We start from the raw sequence: 16,100 nt of genomic DNA, 5'->3' as shown, positions 1-16,100 counted from the left end.
TGCGGTGCGGTCAGCCGGTGGTGACGCTCTGAGGCGCGGCGTCGGGCAGGGCGCTCTCCAGCGTGCGAAGCCGGGGGGCGAGGACGACGGCGGCGGCCAGCGCGGCCAGCAGCACGCCGTCGGCGAGCAGGACCAGGGCGATGCCCCTTCCTTCGCCCACACCGACGACCGCGCCGAGACTGCCGGCGAGCGCGCCGTCCTGCCGTAGCAGGGGGTCGGCCAGGTACTCGGCGAGTGGGGCGGCCAGCAGGTAGGCGATGGGCGTGGCCGCCGCGCCCAGCGAGTGCGCGGTGCCGAGGACCCTGCCGAGCACGTCCCGCTCGACCTTGGCCTGCATGACGGTGTGCGCGCACCCGTTGACGACGGGCAGCGTGAACAGGAAGGCGGCGGCGGCCACCCCCACGAGCAGCGGCGAGGGCCGCAGGGCGTGGGCCATCAGGAAGAGGCTGCCGAGCGCCATGAACAGGGCCATCCCGCCGACCCGCCGGGCGGGCCCGCCCCACGCCGCCATGAACAGGCCGCCGGCGAACATGCCCGCGCCCCCGGCGAACATCAGCACGCCGAGTACGCCGGGCGAGGCGAACGACATGATCAGGGGCTGGACGAGCACCCCCGCGACCGCGAACACGAAGTTGAACCCGGTCTGGACGAGCACCAGGCCCATCAGCGCGGGCCTGGCTCGCAGGTGCCGCCACCCCCACGCGAGGTCGGCCCCGACGGCGGGCCTTTCCCTGCCCTGGTTGGGCCGCAGGACGGTCGCGGGCAGCCTGACCAGCAGCAGCGTCAGGACGGCCACGCTGAACGTGGCCAGGTCCACGACCAGCACCCCCGCCATGCCGATGGCCACCATGAGCCCTCCGGCCAGCACCGGCGCGGCGATCTGCGAGGCCGCGGTGAGCTGCATGAGGCCGTTGGCCCTGCCGAGGTGCTTCGCGGGGATCAGCAGCGGGGTCATCGCCTGGTAGGTCGTCACGTGGAAGGTCCCGCACGCGGCGCTGATCGCCGTCGCGAGGCACAGGTGCCAGACCTCCAGCAGGTCCGTGCTCACCAGCGCGGCCACCGCGGCGGTGGGCAGCGCGGCGAGGCAGTCGGTGACGATCAGCACCCACCGCCTGTCGAACCTGTCGGCCACCATCCCCGCGAACGGGCCGATCAGGATGCCGGGCAGCAGCCCGCAGAGCATGACCAGCGCGAACTGGGTCGGCGAGCCCGTCGTCTGGTACACCCACACGCCGAGCACGAAGGCGGTCAGGCTGGAGCCGACGCCCGAGAGCAGGGAGGCGGTCCAGATGCCCGCGAAGCGGATCATGTCCGCGCGCTCACTCACGACCGGACCCCAGGTGGCCCAGATACCTGTCCAGCAGGGCGGTGTCGGCGGGCGGGCAGGTGATGCCCGCCGCAGAAAGGAGCTTCTCGGTGCGTCCGCAGTCGAACAGCGGTCGCTCGAAGCGCGGCGTCTGCTCCGGCAGCGTCGCCGCGAACGGCGCCAGCGGCAGCCGCTCGCCCCCTTCCAGGACGGCCGACCTCCACCGGCCCCACGGCACCAGATCGGCGCCCATCGTCCGCGCGATGCCCGCGTAGGAGATGGTCGCGCCGTTGAAGTAGTGGTGCTCGCCGTCGGCGTCGCTCGTGAGCGCCAGGTGCGCGATCCCGGCCGCGACGTAGTCGACGGGCGCGAGATCCTCCTCGAACGGCAGGTCGGGCACCGCGCCGAGGGCGGCGCAGGTGGCCAGCAGGCGGCTGAAGTAGTCGCCCGCGTTGCCCCTTCCCGTACGGCTGTCGCCGCTCACCCTGGCGGGCCTGTGCACCGACACCCGCAGGCCCGCCGTCCTGCCCTCGCGGGCGAGCCTGTCGGCGACCCACTTGCTCTGGTCGTAGCCGCTGCCGAGCCCCTCGGGGTCGTCGGGAGGGTCCAGCTCGGTGACCGGCCTGCCCCTGTGGGCGTCGCCGAGGAAGACGCCGAGCGTGGAGACCAGGTGCAGGCGGGCTCCTCCGAGCGCGGCCAGCCGCATCGCCTCCAGCGTGCCGTCGACGTTGACCGGGCGCAGCCTGGCGTAGCTCTCCGCGAAGTTCACCCTGCCGCCGTTGTGACAGATCACGCCGGTACGGCGGGCGAGCGCGGCGAAGGCGTCCGGCGTCATGCCGTACCGCTCCTGGGCCAGATCTCCCGGCACCCCGACGATCCTGGCCGGGTCGGCTTCCAGGCCGTGGGAGCGGAGGTTGTCCAGCACCCGCGCCGCGGCTTCACGCTCGTCGGAGGCCCTGACGAGGCAGAGGATGTCGGCCTCGGTGCGGACGGTGAGCTGGGCGACCAGGTGCGCGCCGAGGAAGCCGGTCGCGCCCGTGACGAGCACGGCAGACGGGCTCGTCGCCGGCGTCGCGAGGACCTCACGGGTCTGCGCGAGGGTTACGAGGTCGGCGGGGAGAGCGGCCTCGGCCGCGAGGTCGGGGTCGTCCTCCGTCACGCGGTGGCCTTCGATCAGGGCGGCGAGGTCGGACAGGTCGGCGCTCTCCAGCAGGGCGCACAGCGGGACCTCCACGCCGAGGACGCGACGCGTCTGCGCGACGACGCTCGCGGCCAGCAGGGAGTGCCCGCCGAGCTCGAAGAAGTTGTCGGTCCTTCCCACCTCGGGCACGCGGAGCGCCTGCGCCCACACGTGCGCGAGAGCCGTCTCGACGGCGCCCACGGGCGGCACGTGCTCGCCGGTCCGCCGGTCGGGGGGTGGGAGCGCGGCCTGGTCCACCTTGCCGTGCGCCGTCCGCGGGATGGCGGGCACGACGATGAACTGGGAGGGCAGCAGGTGTCCAGGCAACCGGCCCCTGAGCCGCCGCCGCAGCCCTTCGAGCACACCGCCCTCCCGCTCCCCCGCCCCGCCGGCTCTCCCGACGCCATCCGCCGCGTTCGCGGAGATCGGCGTGGCCGAGGTCGGGGAAGTGGTGGCGGAGATCCGCGTGGCGGAGGTCGGGGAGGTGGGGGTCGTTGATGGTGCGAGGGTGAGGTAGGCGATCAGGCGGTCGTCCTTCGCGATCACGGCGGCGTCGGCGATGCCCGGGTGGGCGGCGATGGCGGCCTCCACCTCGGCCGGCTCCACCCGGTGGCCGCGGATCTTCACCTGCCGGTCGCGCCGCCCGCAGAACTCGAGGCTTCCGTCTCGCCTCATGCGGGCCAGGTCGCCCGTGCGGTAGAGGCGGCTGCCCGCCGGGCCGTACGGGTCGGGGACGAAGCGGTCGGCGGTCAGGTCCTGGCGGCCGAGATAGCCGCGGGCCAGGCAGTCGCCCCCGAGGTGCAGTTCGCCCACCACGCCCACGGGTGCGAGCCCGCCGTGTCGGTCGAGGACCCGAGCGGTCACGTGGGGCAGCGGGGTCCCGATGGGCACCCGCCACAGCGCGCCGAGGTCGTCGCCGCCCCCGAACCTGTGGACGGTGGCGCAGACCGTGGCCTCGGTGGGTCCGTAGTGGTTGTAGAGATCGCAGCGGCCCGCGGTGATCCGCTGCCAGGCGCGGACGTCCTCTGCCCTGGCCTCCTCTCCCCCGATCATCATGATCCGCACCGGCCAGTCGTCGGGGACGTCCGTGGCCGCCAGGTCGCCGACCCAGCGTCGCCACAGCGAGGCGGCCGTGTCGACCGCGGTGACGCCGTGCTCACGGCAGAACCTGACGAGTTCGGCGCCGTCGAGACGGGCGGGCTCGGGGTGTGGCACGACGGCGGCGCCGGTGGTGAGGGCGGGGAACAGGTCCCCTACCGAGGCGTCGAAGGTCAGCGGGGGCAGCATCAGCAGCCGCTGTCCCGGCCCGAACCCGTGGAGGTCGGCGAAGGAGCGGGTGAGCCTGTCGAGCGTGCCATGGGTGACCATCACGCCCTTGGGCGCGCCGGTGGATCCGGAGGTGTAGATCACGTACGCCAGGTCATCAGGACCCACCTCACGCGGGCTGCCCTCTCCGGCGAACGAGGTCCCCGACCCGGCCGAAGAGCTCCCTGTCCTGGACGAGGTGGTCTCGGCCGATGCGGAGTTCGAGCGCAGGATGGGGCCGTCGTAGTCGCCTACCGTCGGCTCCAGGCCGGGGGCCACGATCACCGCGGCCGCCGACGCCTCGCGGAGCAGGGCCGCGAGCCTGGCGGGCGGATGCCCGGGGTCCAAGGGGAGGTAGGCGGCCCCGGCCCGCAGCACGGCCAGGACGGCGACGACCGCCTCCGCTCCCGCGGGCAGCACGAGGGCGACGATCTGGTCGCGCTCACCCCCGGCCAGGACCGTGCGTAACCGGTCGGCGAGCAGGTCCGCGCGCGCGAGGAGCTCGCCGTAGCCGAGCGTGCCCTCCTCGCCCACGACGGCGGGCGCCTCGGGGGCCCTGGCCGCCCAGCCGGCGATCCTGTCCACCACCGACTCCCAGGGCGCGTCCTCCGTCCGAGGTGGCTGAGTGGGTGGTTCGGGGGGAGGGAACGGGACGTGCCACATGCGCTGGTTCTCGTCGGTGACCAGCGCCTCCAGCACCGCCGCGAGCCGTTCGGCCATCGCCGCCGCCGTGCCCTCGTCGAACAGGTCCTTGGCGTAGTCCAGGTGCAGCTCGAAGGTCTCGGGGCCGGTCACCGCGACGACGGTCAGGTCGAATCGCGCCGCGGGGACGGGCGGCGCCCAGCCGTCCACCGTGAGCCCGGCCGCCGTGGAGGCCCGCCGGCGAGGCGCCCGCTCGACCACCAGCATGACCTGGAAGACCGGGTTGTGGCTGAGGTCGCGGCGTCCGCCGACGAGCCCGACGACCTCCTCGAACGGCGCCCTCCTGTGGTCAAGCCCCTCGGTGTCCACCCTCCTGACCTGGTCGAGCACCTCGGCCAGCGTCGGGTTGCCGTCGAGTCCGAAGCGCAGCGCGACGGTGTTGGCGTACATGCCGACCGAGCGTTCGAGCTCCTGCAGGTCCCTGTTGTCGGCGGGCGTGCCGATCACGATGTCGTCCTGGTCGGCGTGGCGCGCGAGCGTGACCGCGAGCGCGGCCGTCACCAGCATGAACGGCGTCGCCCTGCGCCGTCCGGCGAACTCGGCCAGCCGGAGGGCGAGCTCGCGGGGCAGCGGGAGGGAGTGCCTGGCGCCGCGCCCGCTGGGCGCCGGGGGCCTCGGCCTGTCGGCGGGCAGGTCGAGGAGGGCGGGAGCCCCTGCCAGCTGCCGCCGCCAGTAGCGCAGGTCGGCTTCGAGCTGCTTGCCTCCCCTGCTCGCCAGCCAGGCCGCGTAGTCGGGGAACTGCGTGGGAGGAGCCGGGTCCTGCCGTTCCCCCGCGAGCGCGGCGTGGACCTCGTCGAGGATCACCTCGAGGGAGGGGCCGTCGCAGACGATGTGGTGCAGGCAGAGCAGCAGGATGTGGTCGTCGGGAGCGAGCTCGACGAGCAGCGCCCGCATGAGCGGCGGCCTGTCCAGCGCGAACGGCCTGGCCACGAAGGCGTCGGCGAGGCGTCGCGCCGCCTCCTCGCCGGAGGGCGGCGGGACGGAGGCGAGCTCGAGGAGCGCGTCGAGGTCGAGCTCGGCGAGGGCGCGCACGACCTGGACGGGTCGTCCGGTAGGCCCCTCGACGATGGCGGTGCGTAACGCCTCGTGCCTGGCCACGACGGCCGCCAGCGCCGCGCGCAGCGCCGCCGTCTCCAGCGGCCCCCTGAGCCTGTTGCCCGCCCAGCACAGGTAGGCCGCGGCGTCCTGTCCCGCCTGGTCGAGGAACCACAGCCGCTCCTGCGTCCCTGTCAGCGGTACGGCCAGGCCAGGCTCGCGCCTGGGGATGCCCGTGCCCTTCCTGCGCTCGATCAGCCTGGCCAGAGCCCCCTCGGGCAGTGCGCCGGGGCGTCCGGGGGGTTTCTGCGACGCTTCTGTCACGGCTCGCTCACCACGCTCTCGGCCAGCTCCCGCAGGTGCGCGGGAACGTGGTCGCCGAAGACCCGCCTGTAGGCCGACAGGTGTGCGGCGTCGGTCATGAGGAACGGCAGGTCGGTGGCGACCATGTGCCGGATCACCAGCATCGGGACCGGGCTGCGCAGCGGCCTGAACGCCGCGTTCCACAGCCCCTGCTTGTCGGGGGGGCCGTCGTGGAACTCTCCGATCATCAGTCCGTGTGGCACGAACTCGTCCTTCAGCTCGGCCTGGGCCGCGTCGATGGCCGCCAGGTCGTCGGCCATGCCCGGCAGGAGGACCAGGATGGTGCTGTGCAGGGACTCGGGCCGCTCCCTCGGCGCCAGCTCGGCGAACCAGTCCCTGTGCCGCTCGATCACCTGTGTGAGCTCGGCGACCCCTGCGGGCCTGCCCGGCAGTACGGCCATCAGGAAGGCCCCCCTGTCGAGCGAGGCCTGCGTGTACGGGCAGACGGCCCCCCTGCGTCCCAGCTCGGGATGCGGCCTGCACAGGTACTCGCGCGCCCACGTGACGACGGCCCTGAGCTCGTCGCCGTGGAGGCGCAGCAGCTCGCCCGCCCGGCCGTCGCCGTCAGGCCCGGCGGGGACCAGGTCCGCCGCCTCGAAGAGGATCATCGACTCGTCCTGGGGATGGGTGATCACGAAGGACCTCTCCTGTCGCCGCGAGCCCGCCGTACGCCACGGAGGGCGGCCGCCGCCAGCAGCGCGGTGCCCGCCAGGACCGCCGCCCCCGCGACGCGGTCCTGGACACGGGCTCTGCGCAGCGCGTCGCCGTAGGGCGTGGTGGTGTGCGAGACCAGCGTGTAGAGCGGCACCCACGCGCGGGGGAAGAGCCTGTGCAGCGCGTGGTCGGCCTTCTTCCTGGCCAGATGGAGCGGCGAGCGCAGCCCGTCGCGCAGTTCGAGGAAGTTCTGCGCCGACAGCTCGGCCAGCACGTCGGTGTGCGGTCTGCGCAGCTCCTGGTAGGCGGCGAAGGCCGCGGCGCGGTCGCCGGGGTGGGCGGCCATGCGCTCGTCCAGGACGACGCAGTCCTCGAAGGAGGAGTTCATGCCCTGGCCGTAGAAGGGGTAGACGGCGTGGCAGGCGTCGCCGACCAGGACGACGCGGTCACGATGGCGCCACGGCGAGGTGCGGACGGTGACCAGGTGGCCGACGGGCCCTGCCGTCACCTGGCCGGCCAGGTCGGGGACCAGATCGAGCAGTCCGGGGAAGTGCTCGAGGAACAGCGCCTCCGCCTCGTCCTCGCCGGTCAGCGCGGTGAGCCTGTCGTGGGCCATGAACAGCGTGCAGGTGAGGGAGTCGTCGAGGTTGGGGTGGCCGACGACCAGGCCCTCGCTGCCGGGCCACACGTGCAGCGCCTCGATCGGCACGCGCGGGCCGCCGCCGGGTGCGGGCGGGATGGTCAGCTCCTTGTACCCCCAGTCGAGGAACTCCTGGCGGAAGTCGGCGGGCAGTCCCCTGTGCGTCTCGGCGCGCACCACGGAGAACGCGCCGTCGGCGCCCACCACGAAGTCGGCGCGCACCTCGCGCGGCCCCGCCTGCCCCTCGACGGTGATCGCCGCCCGCTCCCTGTCGACGGCGACGCAGCGGGTGTCGAAGAAGAAGCGCACGTCCTGCTCCTTCTCGGCCCGGGAGACGAGCAGCGTGGCCAGGGCGTCGCGCCTGATCGAGTAGAGGATCTGGGAGGGGTCCCTGCCGTAGGGGTGGAAGGCGGGCGGCCTGCCCCGCCTGTGGACGAGTCGTCCGCGCATCGGCACGGTGAGCGGCCTGACCTCCTCCCACAGTTCCGCCCTGCGCAGCGCCATGATGCCGCGGGCCGAGAGCCCGAGGTTGATCGACCGTCCCGCGTCGTGGGCGCCCACGCGCGGGTCGCCGCGCCGTTCGAAGACCTCCACCCGGTGGCCGCGCCTGGCAAGCAGGATCGCCAGGAGCGACCCCGACAGTCCCGCGCCGACGATCGTCACGCTCTCTCCCATCAGGGCCCTCCCTCTCCGCACGGGAGCGCTCCCACTTGTCCGGTCAGCACGTCGAGCGCCTCCTCCTCGGTCAGGCCCGCGATCTCCTCGAGCAACAGCTCCTCCACGACCTCGGCCAGCGCGGCGACCGTCGTCCGCTCGAACACGGCGCGGATCGGCACCTCGACGCCGAGCATCGAGCGCAGCCTGGCCGCGAGGCGGGTGGCCAGCAGCGAGTGGGCGCCCAGCTCGAAGAGGTCGTCGAAGACGCCCAGCTCGTCGAGTCCGAGCAGCCCCGCCCAGACGTCCGCGACCAGCTGCTCGGTCTCGGTGCGTGGAGCGACGCCGCCGGCCGTCCGCGTGCGTGACGGCTCGGGCAGCGCGGCCCTGTCGAGCTTGCCGCCGGTCGTCAGCGGCAGCGCGTCCAGCCGTACCCACTGGGTGGGCACCAGGCCGCGCGGCAACGCGCGGGCGGCGTGGGCGCGAAGCTCGGCGGGTTCGGCCGCGCCCGTGTAGTAGGCCACCAGGTCGTCACCCCTGGCGGTGACGGCCGCCGCGCCGACCCCTGGATGTCCGGTCAGCCTGGCCTCGACCTCGCCCGGCTCGACGCGCACGCCGCGCACCTTGAGCTGGTCGTCGAGCCTGCCGAGGAACTCCAGCGAGCCGTCGGAGCGCAGGCGGGCCCTGTCGCCTGTGCGGTAGCGTCGCGCGCCGTGTCCCGAAGGGTCGGGGACGAAACGGTCGGCCGTCAGATCGGGGCGGCCGAGGTAGCCGCGCGCCACGCCCGCTCCGCCGACGACCAGCTCGCCCGCCGCTCCCGCGGGAAGCGGACGGCCGCGCACGTCGAGCACGAGCGCCGACGTCGCCGCGATGGGCCGCCCGATCGGCGGCCTGCGCGCCGCGTCGTCCGCGCCCAGGTCGGCGGCGGTGGCGATCACGGTGGTCTCCGTCGGCCCGTAGGTGTTGACCAGCCGTACGTCCCGGCAGGGACCTGCGCGCCAGCGGGCCACGGCGGCGGCGTCGGCCTGCTCGCCGCCGATGATCACCAGCCGCAGGCCGGGCGGCCAGGCCACCTCGTCTGCGGTCTCGGTCAGCCCGTGCCAGTAGGCGGTGGGCAGGTCGAGCACGGTGACGCCGCGGCCCGCCGGGCTGCCGAGCACGTCGGGCAGGCCGGTGGCGCCCTCGGGCAGCAGCACGAGGCAGGCTCCTGCGGCGAGCGCGGGGAAGATCTCCTCGACGTGGGCGTCGAAGCTCAGCGAGGCGAACTGGACGACACGGTCGGCCGGTGTCAGGCCGTACTCCTCGCGCATCCAGCGCACGCGCGCGGCGAGGGCGCCGTGCTCGACCAGGACGGTCTTGGGACGACCCGTGGAGCCCGAGGTGGCGATCGCGTAAGCCGCCGACGAGGGACCGGGTGGCGCGGGCGGCGGCCCCTGCGGCGACTCCACGTGGGGGGCCTTGGGTTGCGGGGCCTTCGGGTGCGGGGTCGCGGGGTCGATCACCTGGATGTCGCCGGGCAGTCCGATCCTGGAGACCGCGCGGGCGGCCCCCGCCGTCTCCAGGGCCGGCGCGTGCCGTTCGGGCGGATCGTCAGGATCGAGCGGCAGGTAGGCGGCGCCCGCCCGCCAGACGGCCAGCAGGGCGACGATCGCCTCGATGGAGCGGGGCAGGCACACCCCCACCACGTCGCCTTCGCGCACCCCGTGCCCACGCAGCGCCGCGGCCAGCTCTCCCGCCCACGCCCACAGCTCGCCGTAGGTGACGGTCCGTTCGCCGCAGAGGACGGCGGGAGCCTCCGGCCGTCCGTGCGCCGACGCCTCGATCAGCTCTGGCACGCCGCGCGCGTCCTCGCGGGCAGCGGGGCGCGGGGAGGCGAGGGCCCTGATGGCGCTCTCGTCCTGGTCCGTCCAGATCCGCAGGTCGGACACGGCCTCGTGCGGCCGGTCCACCGCGGATTCCAGCAGCCGCACGAACCTGGCGGCCAGCAGCTCCACCTCGGCCCTGTCCAGCAGCCCGGTGTCATGGCAGAAGGTGAGCACGAGACCGCCGTCGTCGTCCCACGCCCCCTCCAGCAGCAGCCCGACCTTCGCCTGCCGGTATCCCGCCGCGAAGTCCGACACCTCCAGCCCGCCGAACGAGGCGGGCGGCGAGACGCGGTCGTGGAGGACGAGCATGGTCGGCAGCAGCGTGTCCACGGGCAGGTCGAGCCGCTCGAACGGCGGGCCCGGCCTGCCCATGGCGGCCAGCGCGTCCGCTCTCGTCCTGGTCAGGAGCTCGGCGAAGGAGGGGTCGCCGCCGAGGTCGGCTCTCAGGACGACGGTCTGGGCGAGGTAGCCGACCACCGGTTCGAGCTCGACCCTGTCGCGCCCGGCGAAGACCGCCCCGACCAGCAGGTCCCGCTGCCCGCTGTGCCGCGAGAGCAGCGCCTGGTAGGCGGCGGTCAGCACCATGAAGGGCGTGGCGCGGTGCCGTCCCGCGAGCCGCTCGACGCGCCCCGCGAGGCCGGCGTCGACGCGGACCGTGTGGAAGGCGCCCGTTCCCGACGGACGGGCGCGGGCGAAGGGCAGCTCGGTGACGGGCGGGCGGGCCAGCCGCTCCAGCCAGTACGGCGCCGCCCGCTCGGCCCTGTGCCGCTGCCAGCGTGCGTAGTCGCTCGGCCGTACCCCCAGCTTCGCCAGGACCGGCGCGCGGCCCTCGACGGCGGCGCCGTAGCACTCGCCCAGCTCGTCCAGCAGGAGGTTGAGCGAGGTGCCGTCGGCGATGATGTGGTGCAGCGTCAGGCAGAGGACGTGGTCGTCGGCGGCGAGTCTGACGACCGCGATCCTGAGCGGGACACCCTCCGACAGATCGAATGGCGCGTTGACGCGCTCGGCGACCAGCTCGGCGGCCTCACGCTCGCCTGCCGCGGGCAGCCACTCGACGGGCGGCGCGGACGCTCCATGAGGCTCGGCCATCGCCCATGGCACGCCGTCCTGCTCGGCGAAGGAGGTCCGCAGGCTCTCGTGGCGCGCCACGACCTGCCCGAACGCCCTGGTCAGCGCGGCGGTGTCGAGGGCGCCTCGCAGGCGGCGCACCAGGTACATCGTGTACGCGGCGTCGTCGGGGTCGAGTCGCTGCAGGAGCCAGAGCCGCTCCTGCGCGGGCGACAGGGGCGCCTTCACGAGCCCTGCGCCAGTTCGTCGAAGAGCGCGTCCAGGTCCTCGGCGCTGAGCCCGTCGAGCTGGTCGTGCAGCGCGGCGACGGTGGTCAGGTCGAGCCCGCTGTCGTCGAGGCGGTCCAGCTCGCGGGCGAGGCCCGCGACGGTCGGGTTCTCGAAGAGAACGAGGATCGGCGCCTCGACGGTGAACCTCGACTGGATCCTGGCGATGATGCGGCCCGCGGCCAGCGAGTGCCCTCCGAGGTCGAAGAAGTCGTCGTCCACGCCGACGGGTTCGCCGAGGCCGAGCACCTCGCCCCACAGCTCGGCCAGCTCGGCCTCGACAGGGGTGGTGGGCGCCCGGTAGGCGGCGACCGCGCGGGACCAGTCGGGGGGCGGCAGCGCGTTCCTGTCGAGCTTGCCGCCGGGGGTGAGCGGCAGCGCGGCCATGACGACCAGACGGCCGGGGACCATGTACTCGGGAAGGGCCGCGCGCAGGCGCTCGCGCAGCGCGGGCCACAGCTCCTCCGCCTCGCACGGCTCGTTCGGGACCACGTGGGCGACCAGCCTGGGCTGCCCGTCGGGGCCCTCGTGCACGCGGGCCGCAGCCTGCCGTACCTCGGGGGCGGCCCGCAGGGCGCTCTCGACCTCGCCGAGCTCGATGCGGAAGCCGCGGATCTTGACCTGCTGGTCGGCCCTGCCGAGGTAGTGCAGCCTGCCGTCGGGGGTGCGCGTGGCCAGGTCGCCGGTGGCGTACATGCGGGCGCCTGGCTCGCTCGAGAACGGGTCGGGCAGGAAGCGGTCGGCGGTCAGCGCGGGCATGCCGTGGTAGCCCCTGGCGAGACCGTCGCCGCCGATGTGCAGCTCGCCCTGCTCCCCGGGAGGCACGGCTCTGCCGTCGGGGCCGAGGATGTGCAGCCGGGTGCGGGCGATCGGCAGGCCGAGGTCGACGGGGCCCGCGCCCTGCGCGACGTCGCCCGCGGTGGACCAGACCGTGGTCTCGGTCGGGCCGTACACGTTGAGCAGCCGGGCGCCGCCCTCCAGCAGCCGGTCGGCCAGGTCTCGCGGCAGCGCCTCGCCGCCGCTCAGGCGCAGGCCGACACTCTCGGGCACGCCCGCCTCCAACAGGATCCGCCAGCCCGAGGGGGTGGCCTGCATGACCGTGGCGCCCTCGGCGAGGGCGCGGGCGCGCAGCGCTCTGCCGTCGGCGGCCTCCGCCGCGGAGGCGAGGGCGACCCGCGCGCCGCACGCGAGCGGCAGCAGCAGCTCCAGGACGGAGATGTCGAACGACAGCGTGGTGACGGCCAGCCAGACATCGCGTGAGCTGAGCCCGAGCAGGCCGGTGAAGGATTCGATCAGGTTCGTCACCGCGCGGTGCGTGACCGCCACACCCTTGGGCCCGCCGGTGGAGCCGGAGGTGTAGATCAGATAGGCGAGGTCTCCGTGCTCCTCCACCAGGGGGAGACGCCCCGCGGTGGCCGCCTCTCCGCCCGGGGTGAGGGTCAGCGTCATGGACGCGCCCGCCAGCAGGCTCGGGTCCACGCCCTCCTGCGTCAGCACCAGGCCGGCGCCCGCGTCCTCGCGCATCAGCCGCAGCCGTCCTGCGGGAAAGCCGGGGTCGAGCGGCACGTACGCGCCGCCGGCCGCCCAGACGGCCAGCAGCGCCACGACCATGCCGGTGGTGCGCGGCATGCACAGCCCGACGGGCACCCCTGGCCGCACGCCGTGCTCGCGCAGCAGCCCGGCCAGGGCGTCGGCGCGGCCGAGCAGCTCCTCGTAGGTCAGCTCGCCGTCCACGCCGCTGACGGCGACGGCCCGAGGGGCCGACGCCCGCCTGCGCCTGAGCAGTTCCAGCGTCGTCACGATCGTCCTTTCAGCTCTGACAGCCGCAGGTCGGGCTCGTCGGCCAGCCGTCCGGCCAGTGCGGCGAAGTCCGCCGCGAGCCCCTCCGCCCGCCGCGTGGAGAACAGGTCGCTGTTGAACTCCAGCCACCCGCCCAGTCCTTCGGGCCCTCTGTACAGGTCGGCCGAGATCTCGCTCTTGGTACGGCCCCCCGGCGGCGGCGGCCACACGGCCACGGACAGGTCGGCCATCGTGGCGCGCAGCAGATCGGCCTTGGGCAGGTGGTGCGACAGGTTGAACATCGCCTGGCACAGCGGCGGCCTGCTGAGGTCGCGCGGCGTGCCGGCCGCCGCGAGCACCCGCTCGAACGGCGCCTCGGCGTGCTGGAGCGCGGTCAGGGTCGCGACCCTGGTTCGGCGCAACAGCTCACGGAGGGAGGGATCGCCCGACAGGTCGCCTCGGAGCACCAGCGTGTTGGAGAAGTAGCCGATCAGCGGCGCGAACTCGGTGCGGTCGCGACCCGCGACGGGCACCCCTACGCAGACGTCGTCCTGGCCCGCCGCCCTTGCGAGCACGGCGTGGAAGACGGCCAGCAGGCCCATGAACAGCGTGCACCGCTCGCCCTTGAGGAACGCCTCCAGCCTGGCCGTCCTCGCGTCGGGCAGGGCGAGCCGGCACCGTCCGCCCCTGCCCGTCCACCGGGCGGGGCGGGGATGATCGGTGGGCAGGTCGAGCACGGGCGCTCCCGCCAGCCTCTCCCTCCAGTGGCCGAGGTGCCCGCTGCCCTCGCCGTCCGCACGCTCCCTGCTCCACACCGCGTAATCCTTGTACTGCAGGGGCAGCTCGGCCAGCTCGGGCTCCCCGCCCCGCCTGGCCGCCTCGTAGCAGGCGGCCAGCTCCCTCATCAGGACGTCCAGCGACCAGCCGTCGACGGCGACGTGGTGGACCACGATGGACAGCAGGTGGTCGTCATGACCGAGGCGGAGCAACGCCGCCCTGATCGGCGGGTCGTGGCGCAGGTCGAACGGCCTGCCCGTGTACGCGGCCACCGCGGCGTCAGGATCGGGCCGCGGATCCAGGCGTTCGAGCGCGAAAGGGTGGGGCGCCAGCACGACCTGTCCAGATCTGTCCCCTTCCATCACGAACCTGGTGCGCAGCACCTCGTGCCGTTCGACGATGCGGCCCAGCGCCGCTTCCAGCGCTCCCCCGTCGGCGGGGCCGCGCAGCCGCACGGTCCACGGCACGTGGTAGCTGGTGTCGGTGGGGTCGAACCTGCTGAGGAACCACAGCCGCTCCTGCCCGAACGACAGCGGCCACACCCTGCCCTCGGGCCTCGACGAGCCGAGCGACCTGCGCATGGCCGCCCGGCGCTCGGGCGGCAGCGCGGCCAGGCGGCCCAGCAGTTCCTGACGCCGGTCGGCGGAGATCAACGTTCCGTCCCCCGCGCGCTGAGCGGGCGCAGGTCGGTCCAGACGGTCGCGATGTGGTCCAGGCACTCCTGCCTGGTGCCGGCGAAGCCTGTCGGAGTCCAGCCCGAGGGCGGGTCGCGGTCGGCCCACCACACGGAGTACTGCTCCTCGTGGTTGACGACCACCAGCATCATGTCGTCGCTCATCGCGTCTCCTCGTAGATCCCGAGCCCGCCGATCCCGGCGAGCGGCACGTCCCGCGTGACGCTCGTGACGAGCAGCGTCTCGATCGCCCGCAGCATCGCCTCGGCCGCCGCCCGTGACAGCCTGGCCGTGTCGGTCAGCAGGTAGAGCTGGCAGGTGTCGGTCGCGGGGCCCGTGGAAAGGAAGAACGAGGCGTCCACCTCGTCCCACGCGCCCGCGTGGAAGGTCCTGGTCCTGCCGGTGAGTTCGGCGGGATGTCCCCTCGGCCGGTTCGGCCAGCCGGGGAAGGACCGCACGTCGTTGAAGTAGGCCGACAGGTCGGGCCTGCCCGGCTCGTCGCGCAGCGCCCGCTGCTCGGCGGGGTCGTAGTGGGCGTGCCGGTAGGCGGCCATGGCCGAGGCGTGCGCGGCCCTGGCCGCGTCCGCGACGTGCCCGTCGGGGATGGCGAGGACGAACAGCCCGTCCTGGACGGCGGTGCCGACCATGGCGCGCATCCGCGGGTCGTGCCTGTTGCCCACGATGAACTGCAGCGCGATGTCACGCTGTCCCGTCATCTCACCGAGCAGGACGGCGGTGGCCGCGACCAGGACGCTGGTGGTGCTGACCGCCCAGCGCGCCGCGAGGATCTCGGCGGCGGCCGCCAGCGCGGCCGACTCCATGCCGACCTTGACGAACCTCGGCCGCTCGGGCTCCTGCTTCCGCTCGCCGAACAGCGTGGCAGGCGCCCTGTCCATGGCCTCGCGCCAGTAGCGCAGCGAGCGCGCGCCCCGCGCCGCGCCCTCCCCCTGCTCGAAGGCGGCCTGGTCGAGCGGATGCCAGAGGGGGGCGGGCAGCGGCCTGCCCGTCAGCAGCGCTCGCCACTCGGCGGCCAGCAGGTCCAGCGCCCAGCCGTCCACCGCGAAGTGCGTCAGGGCGAAGGCGAGCGCCCCTGGACGGCCGGCGCTGTCGCAGACCACCGAGCAGCGCAGAGGCAGCTCGCGGGCGTAGTCGAAGCCGGTGGCCGCCAGCTCGGCCGCCACGGTCGCGGCGGCCTGCCTGGGCTTCACCTCCGCGGCCTCGACCACCTCGACCCTCAGCTCGCCGTGGCCCTTCACCTGCTGGACCGGCCCGCGAGGGGTGTCCTCCCAGGTGGTGCGGAGGCTCTCGTGCCTGTCGAGCAGCGCGCCCAACGCCGAAAGGACGGTCTTCAGGTCGCGCCTGCCGTGGACGGGCAGCACCCATGGCAGGTTGAAGTACGGGTCGCCGTCCTCGAGCCAGCGGGTGGAGTGCCAGATGGACTGCTGGCCCCAGGTGAGCGGGGCGCCGGCCACCCGCTCGCCGGTGAACTCCACGCTCTCGCCGCCGACCTCTGTGATCATCGTGTCGCCCCGAGGTGGGCGACGATCTCGTCCAGGCTGTCGAGCGCGCCGGCGGGCGCCGCCAGGTCGATCTGCACGCCGTACTCCTCCTCCAGCGCGTCGATCAGGCGCAGGAAGGCGAGCGAGCCGACACCGAGGGCGGTCAGCGAGCAGTCGGCGGCCATGATCTCCTCGACCTCCAGCTCACCGTCGGTCGCACGCGAGACCAGCTCCGCCACCCGCCGCCTGACGCGAGGCTCCTCCACCGGCCTCATGCGAGACTCCTCCGCCTGGCTAACGCGAGGCTCCTCCAGCGGCCTCATGCGAGGCTCCT

At 74.1% G+C, this 16,100-nt stretch carries 9 protein-coding genes and 3 pseudogenes; all 12 read right to left on the bottom strand.

Translation table 11 applies throughout. The features are described 5' to 3' along the window. Window positions 1-10 precede the first annotated feature (10 nt). Window positions 11-1,327, bottom strand: a complete 1,317-nt coding sequence (locus ABFX50_RS22240; protein WP_346149185.1) for an MFS transporter — start codon at window positions 1,325-1,327, stop codon at window positions 11-13. Then, window positions 1,320-2,654, bottom strand: a pseudogene (locus tag ABFX50_RS51350) (SDR family oxidoreductase); the annotation flags it as partial. The gene ABFX50_RS22240 and the pseudogene ABFX50_RS51350, both read right to left, overlap by 8 nt. A 435-nt stretch (window positions 2,655-3,089) precedes the next feature. Further along, a pseudogene (locus ABFX50_RS51345) lies at window positions 3,090-4,454 on the bottom strand (amino acid adenylation domain-containing protein); the annotation flags it as partial. 9 nt (window positions 4,455-4,463) lie between these two features. Next, a pseudogene (locus tag ABFX50_RS51340) lies at window positions 4,464-5,852 on the bottom strand (condensation domain-containing protein); the annotation flags it as partial. Continuing rightward, window positions 5,849-6,526 (bottom strand): DUF6875 domain-containing protein, encoded by a 678-nt coding sequence (locus tag ABFX50_RS22230; protein WP_346149181.1) that lies wholly within the window; start codon window positions 6,524-6,526, stop codon window positions 5,849-5,851. The pseudogene ABFX50_RS51340 and the gene ABFX50_RS22230, both read right to left, overlap by 4 nt. After that, window positions 6,523-7,860, bottom strand: a complete 1,338-nt coding sequence (locus ABFX50_RS22225) for an FAD-dependent oxidoreductase (protein ID WP_346149179.1) — start codon at window positions 7,858-7,860, stop codon at window positions 6,523-6,525. The genes ABFX50_RS22230 and ABFX50_RS22225 overlap by 4 nt, the downstream gene beginning before the upstream one ends. Continuing rightward, window positions 7,860-11,000, bottom strand: coding sequence for an amino acid adenylation domain-containing protein (locus ABFX50_RS22220; RefSeq protein ID WP_346149178.1), 3,141 nt, complete (start codon window positions 10,998-11,000; stop codon window positions 7,860-7,862). The genes ABFX50_RS22225 and ABFX50_RS22220 overlap by 1 nt, the downstream gene beginning before the upstream one ends. After that, entirely contained in the window at window positions 10,997-12,838 is a 1,842-nt protein-coding gene (locus tag ABFX50_RS22215) for a non-ribosomal peptide synthetase (RefSeq protein ID WP_346149176.1), read from the bottom strand. Before ABFX50_RS22215 ends, ABFX50_RS22220 begins: the two co-directional genes overlap by 4 nt. After that, entirely contained in the window at window positions 12,835-14,247 is a 1,413-nt protein-coding gene (locus tag ABFX50_RS22210; RefSeq protein WP_346149174.1) for a condensation domain-containing protein, read from the bottom strand. Before ABFX50_RS22210 ends, ABFX50_RS22215 begins: the two co-directional genes overlap by 4 nt. Continuing rightward, on the bottom strand, window positions 14,244-14,432 hold the full coding sequence (locus tag ABFX50_RS22205) for an MbtH family protein (protein WP_183659639.1): 189 nt from the start codon (window positions 14,430-14,432) through the stop codon (window positions 14,244-14,246). Before ABFX50_RS22205 ends, ABFX50_RS22210 begins: the two co-directional genes overlap by 4 nt. Further along, window positions 14,429-15,787 carry a condensation domain-containing protein gene (locus ABFX50_RS22200; protein ID WP_346149171.1) on the bottom strand — a complete coding sequence of 453 codons (1,359 nt, stop codon included), beginning with the start codon at window positions 15,785-15,787 and terminating at the stop codon, window positions 14,429-14,431. The genes ABFX50_RS22205 and ABFX50_RS22200 overlap by 4 nt, the downstream gene beginning before the upstream one ends. Then, window positions 15,784-16,041, bottom strand: a complete 258-nt coding sequence (locus tag ABFX50_RS22195; RefSeq protein ID WP_346149169.1) for an acyl carrier protein — start codon at window positions 16,039-16,041, stop codon at window positions 15,784-15,786. Before ABFX50_RS22195 ends, ABFX50_RS22200 begins: the two co-directional genes overlap by 4 nt. Window positions 16,042-16,100 lie beyond the last annotated feature (59 nt).

The sequence above is a fragment of the Nonomuraea recticatena genome (assembly GCF_039533245.1).
In the GTDB taxonomy this organism is placed as follows: Bacteria; Actinomycetota; Actinomycetes; order Streptosporangiales; family Streptosporangiaceae; genus Nonomuraea; species Nonomuraea roseola.
The sequence above is the reverse complement of the archived record's forward strand: the minus strand, read 5'-3'. Positions and strand labels throughout refer to the sequence as shown.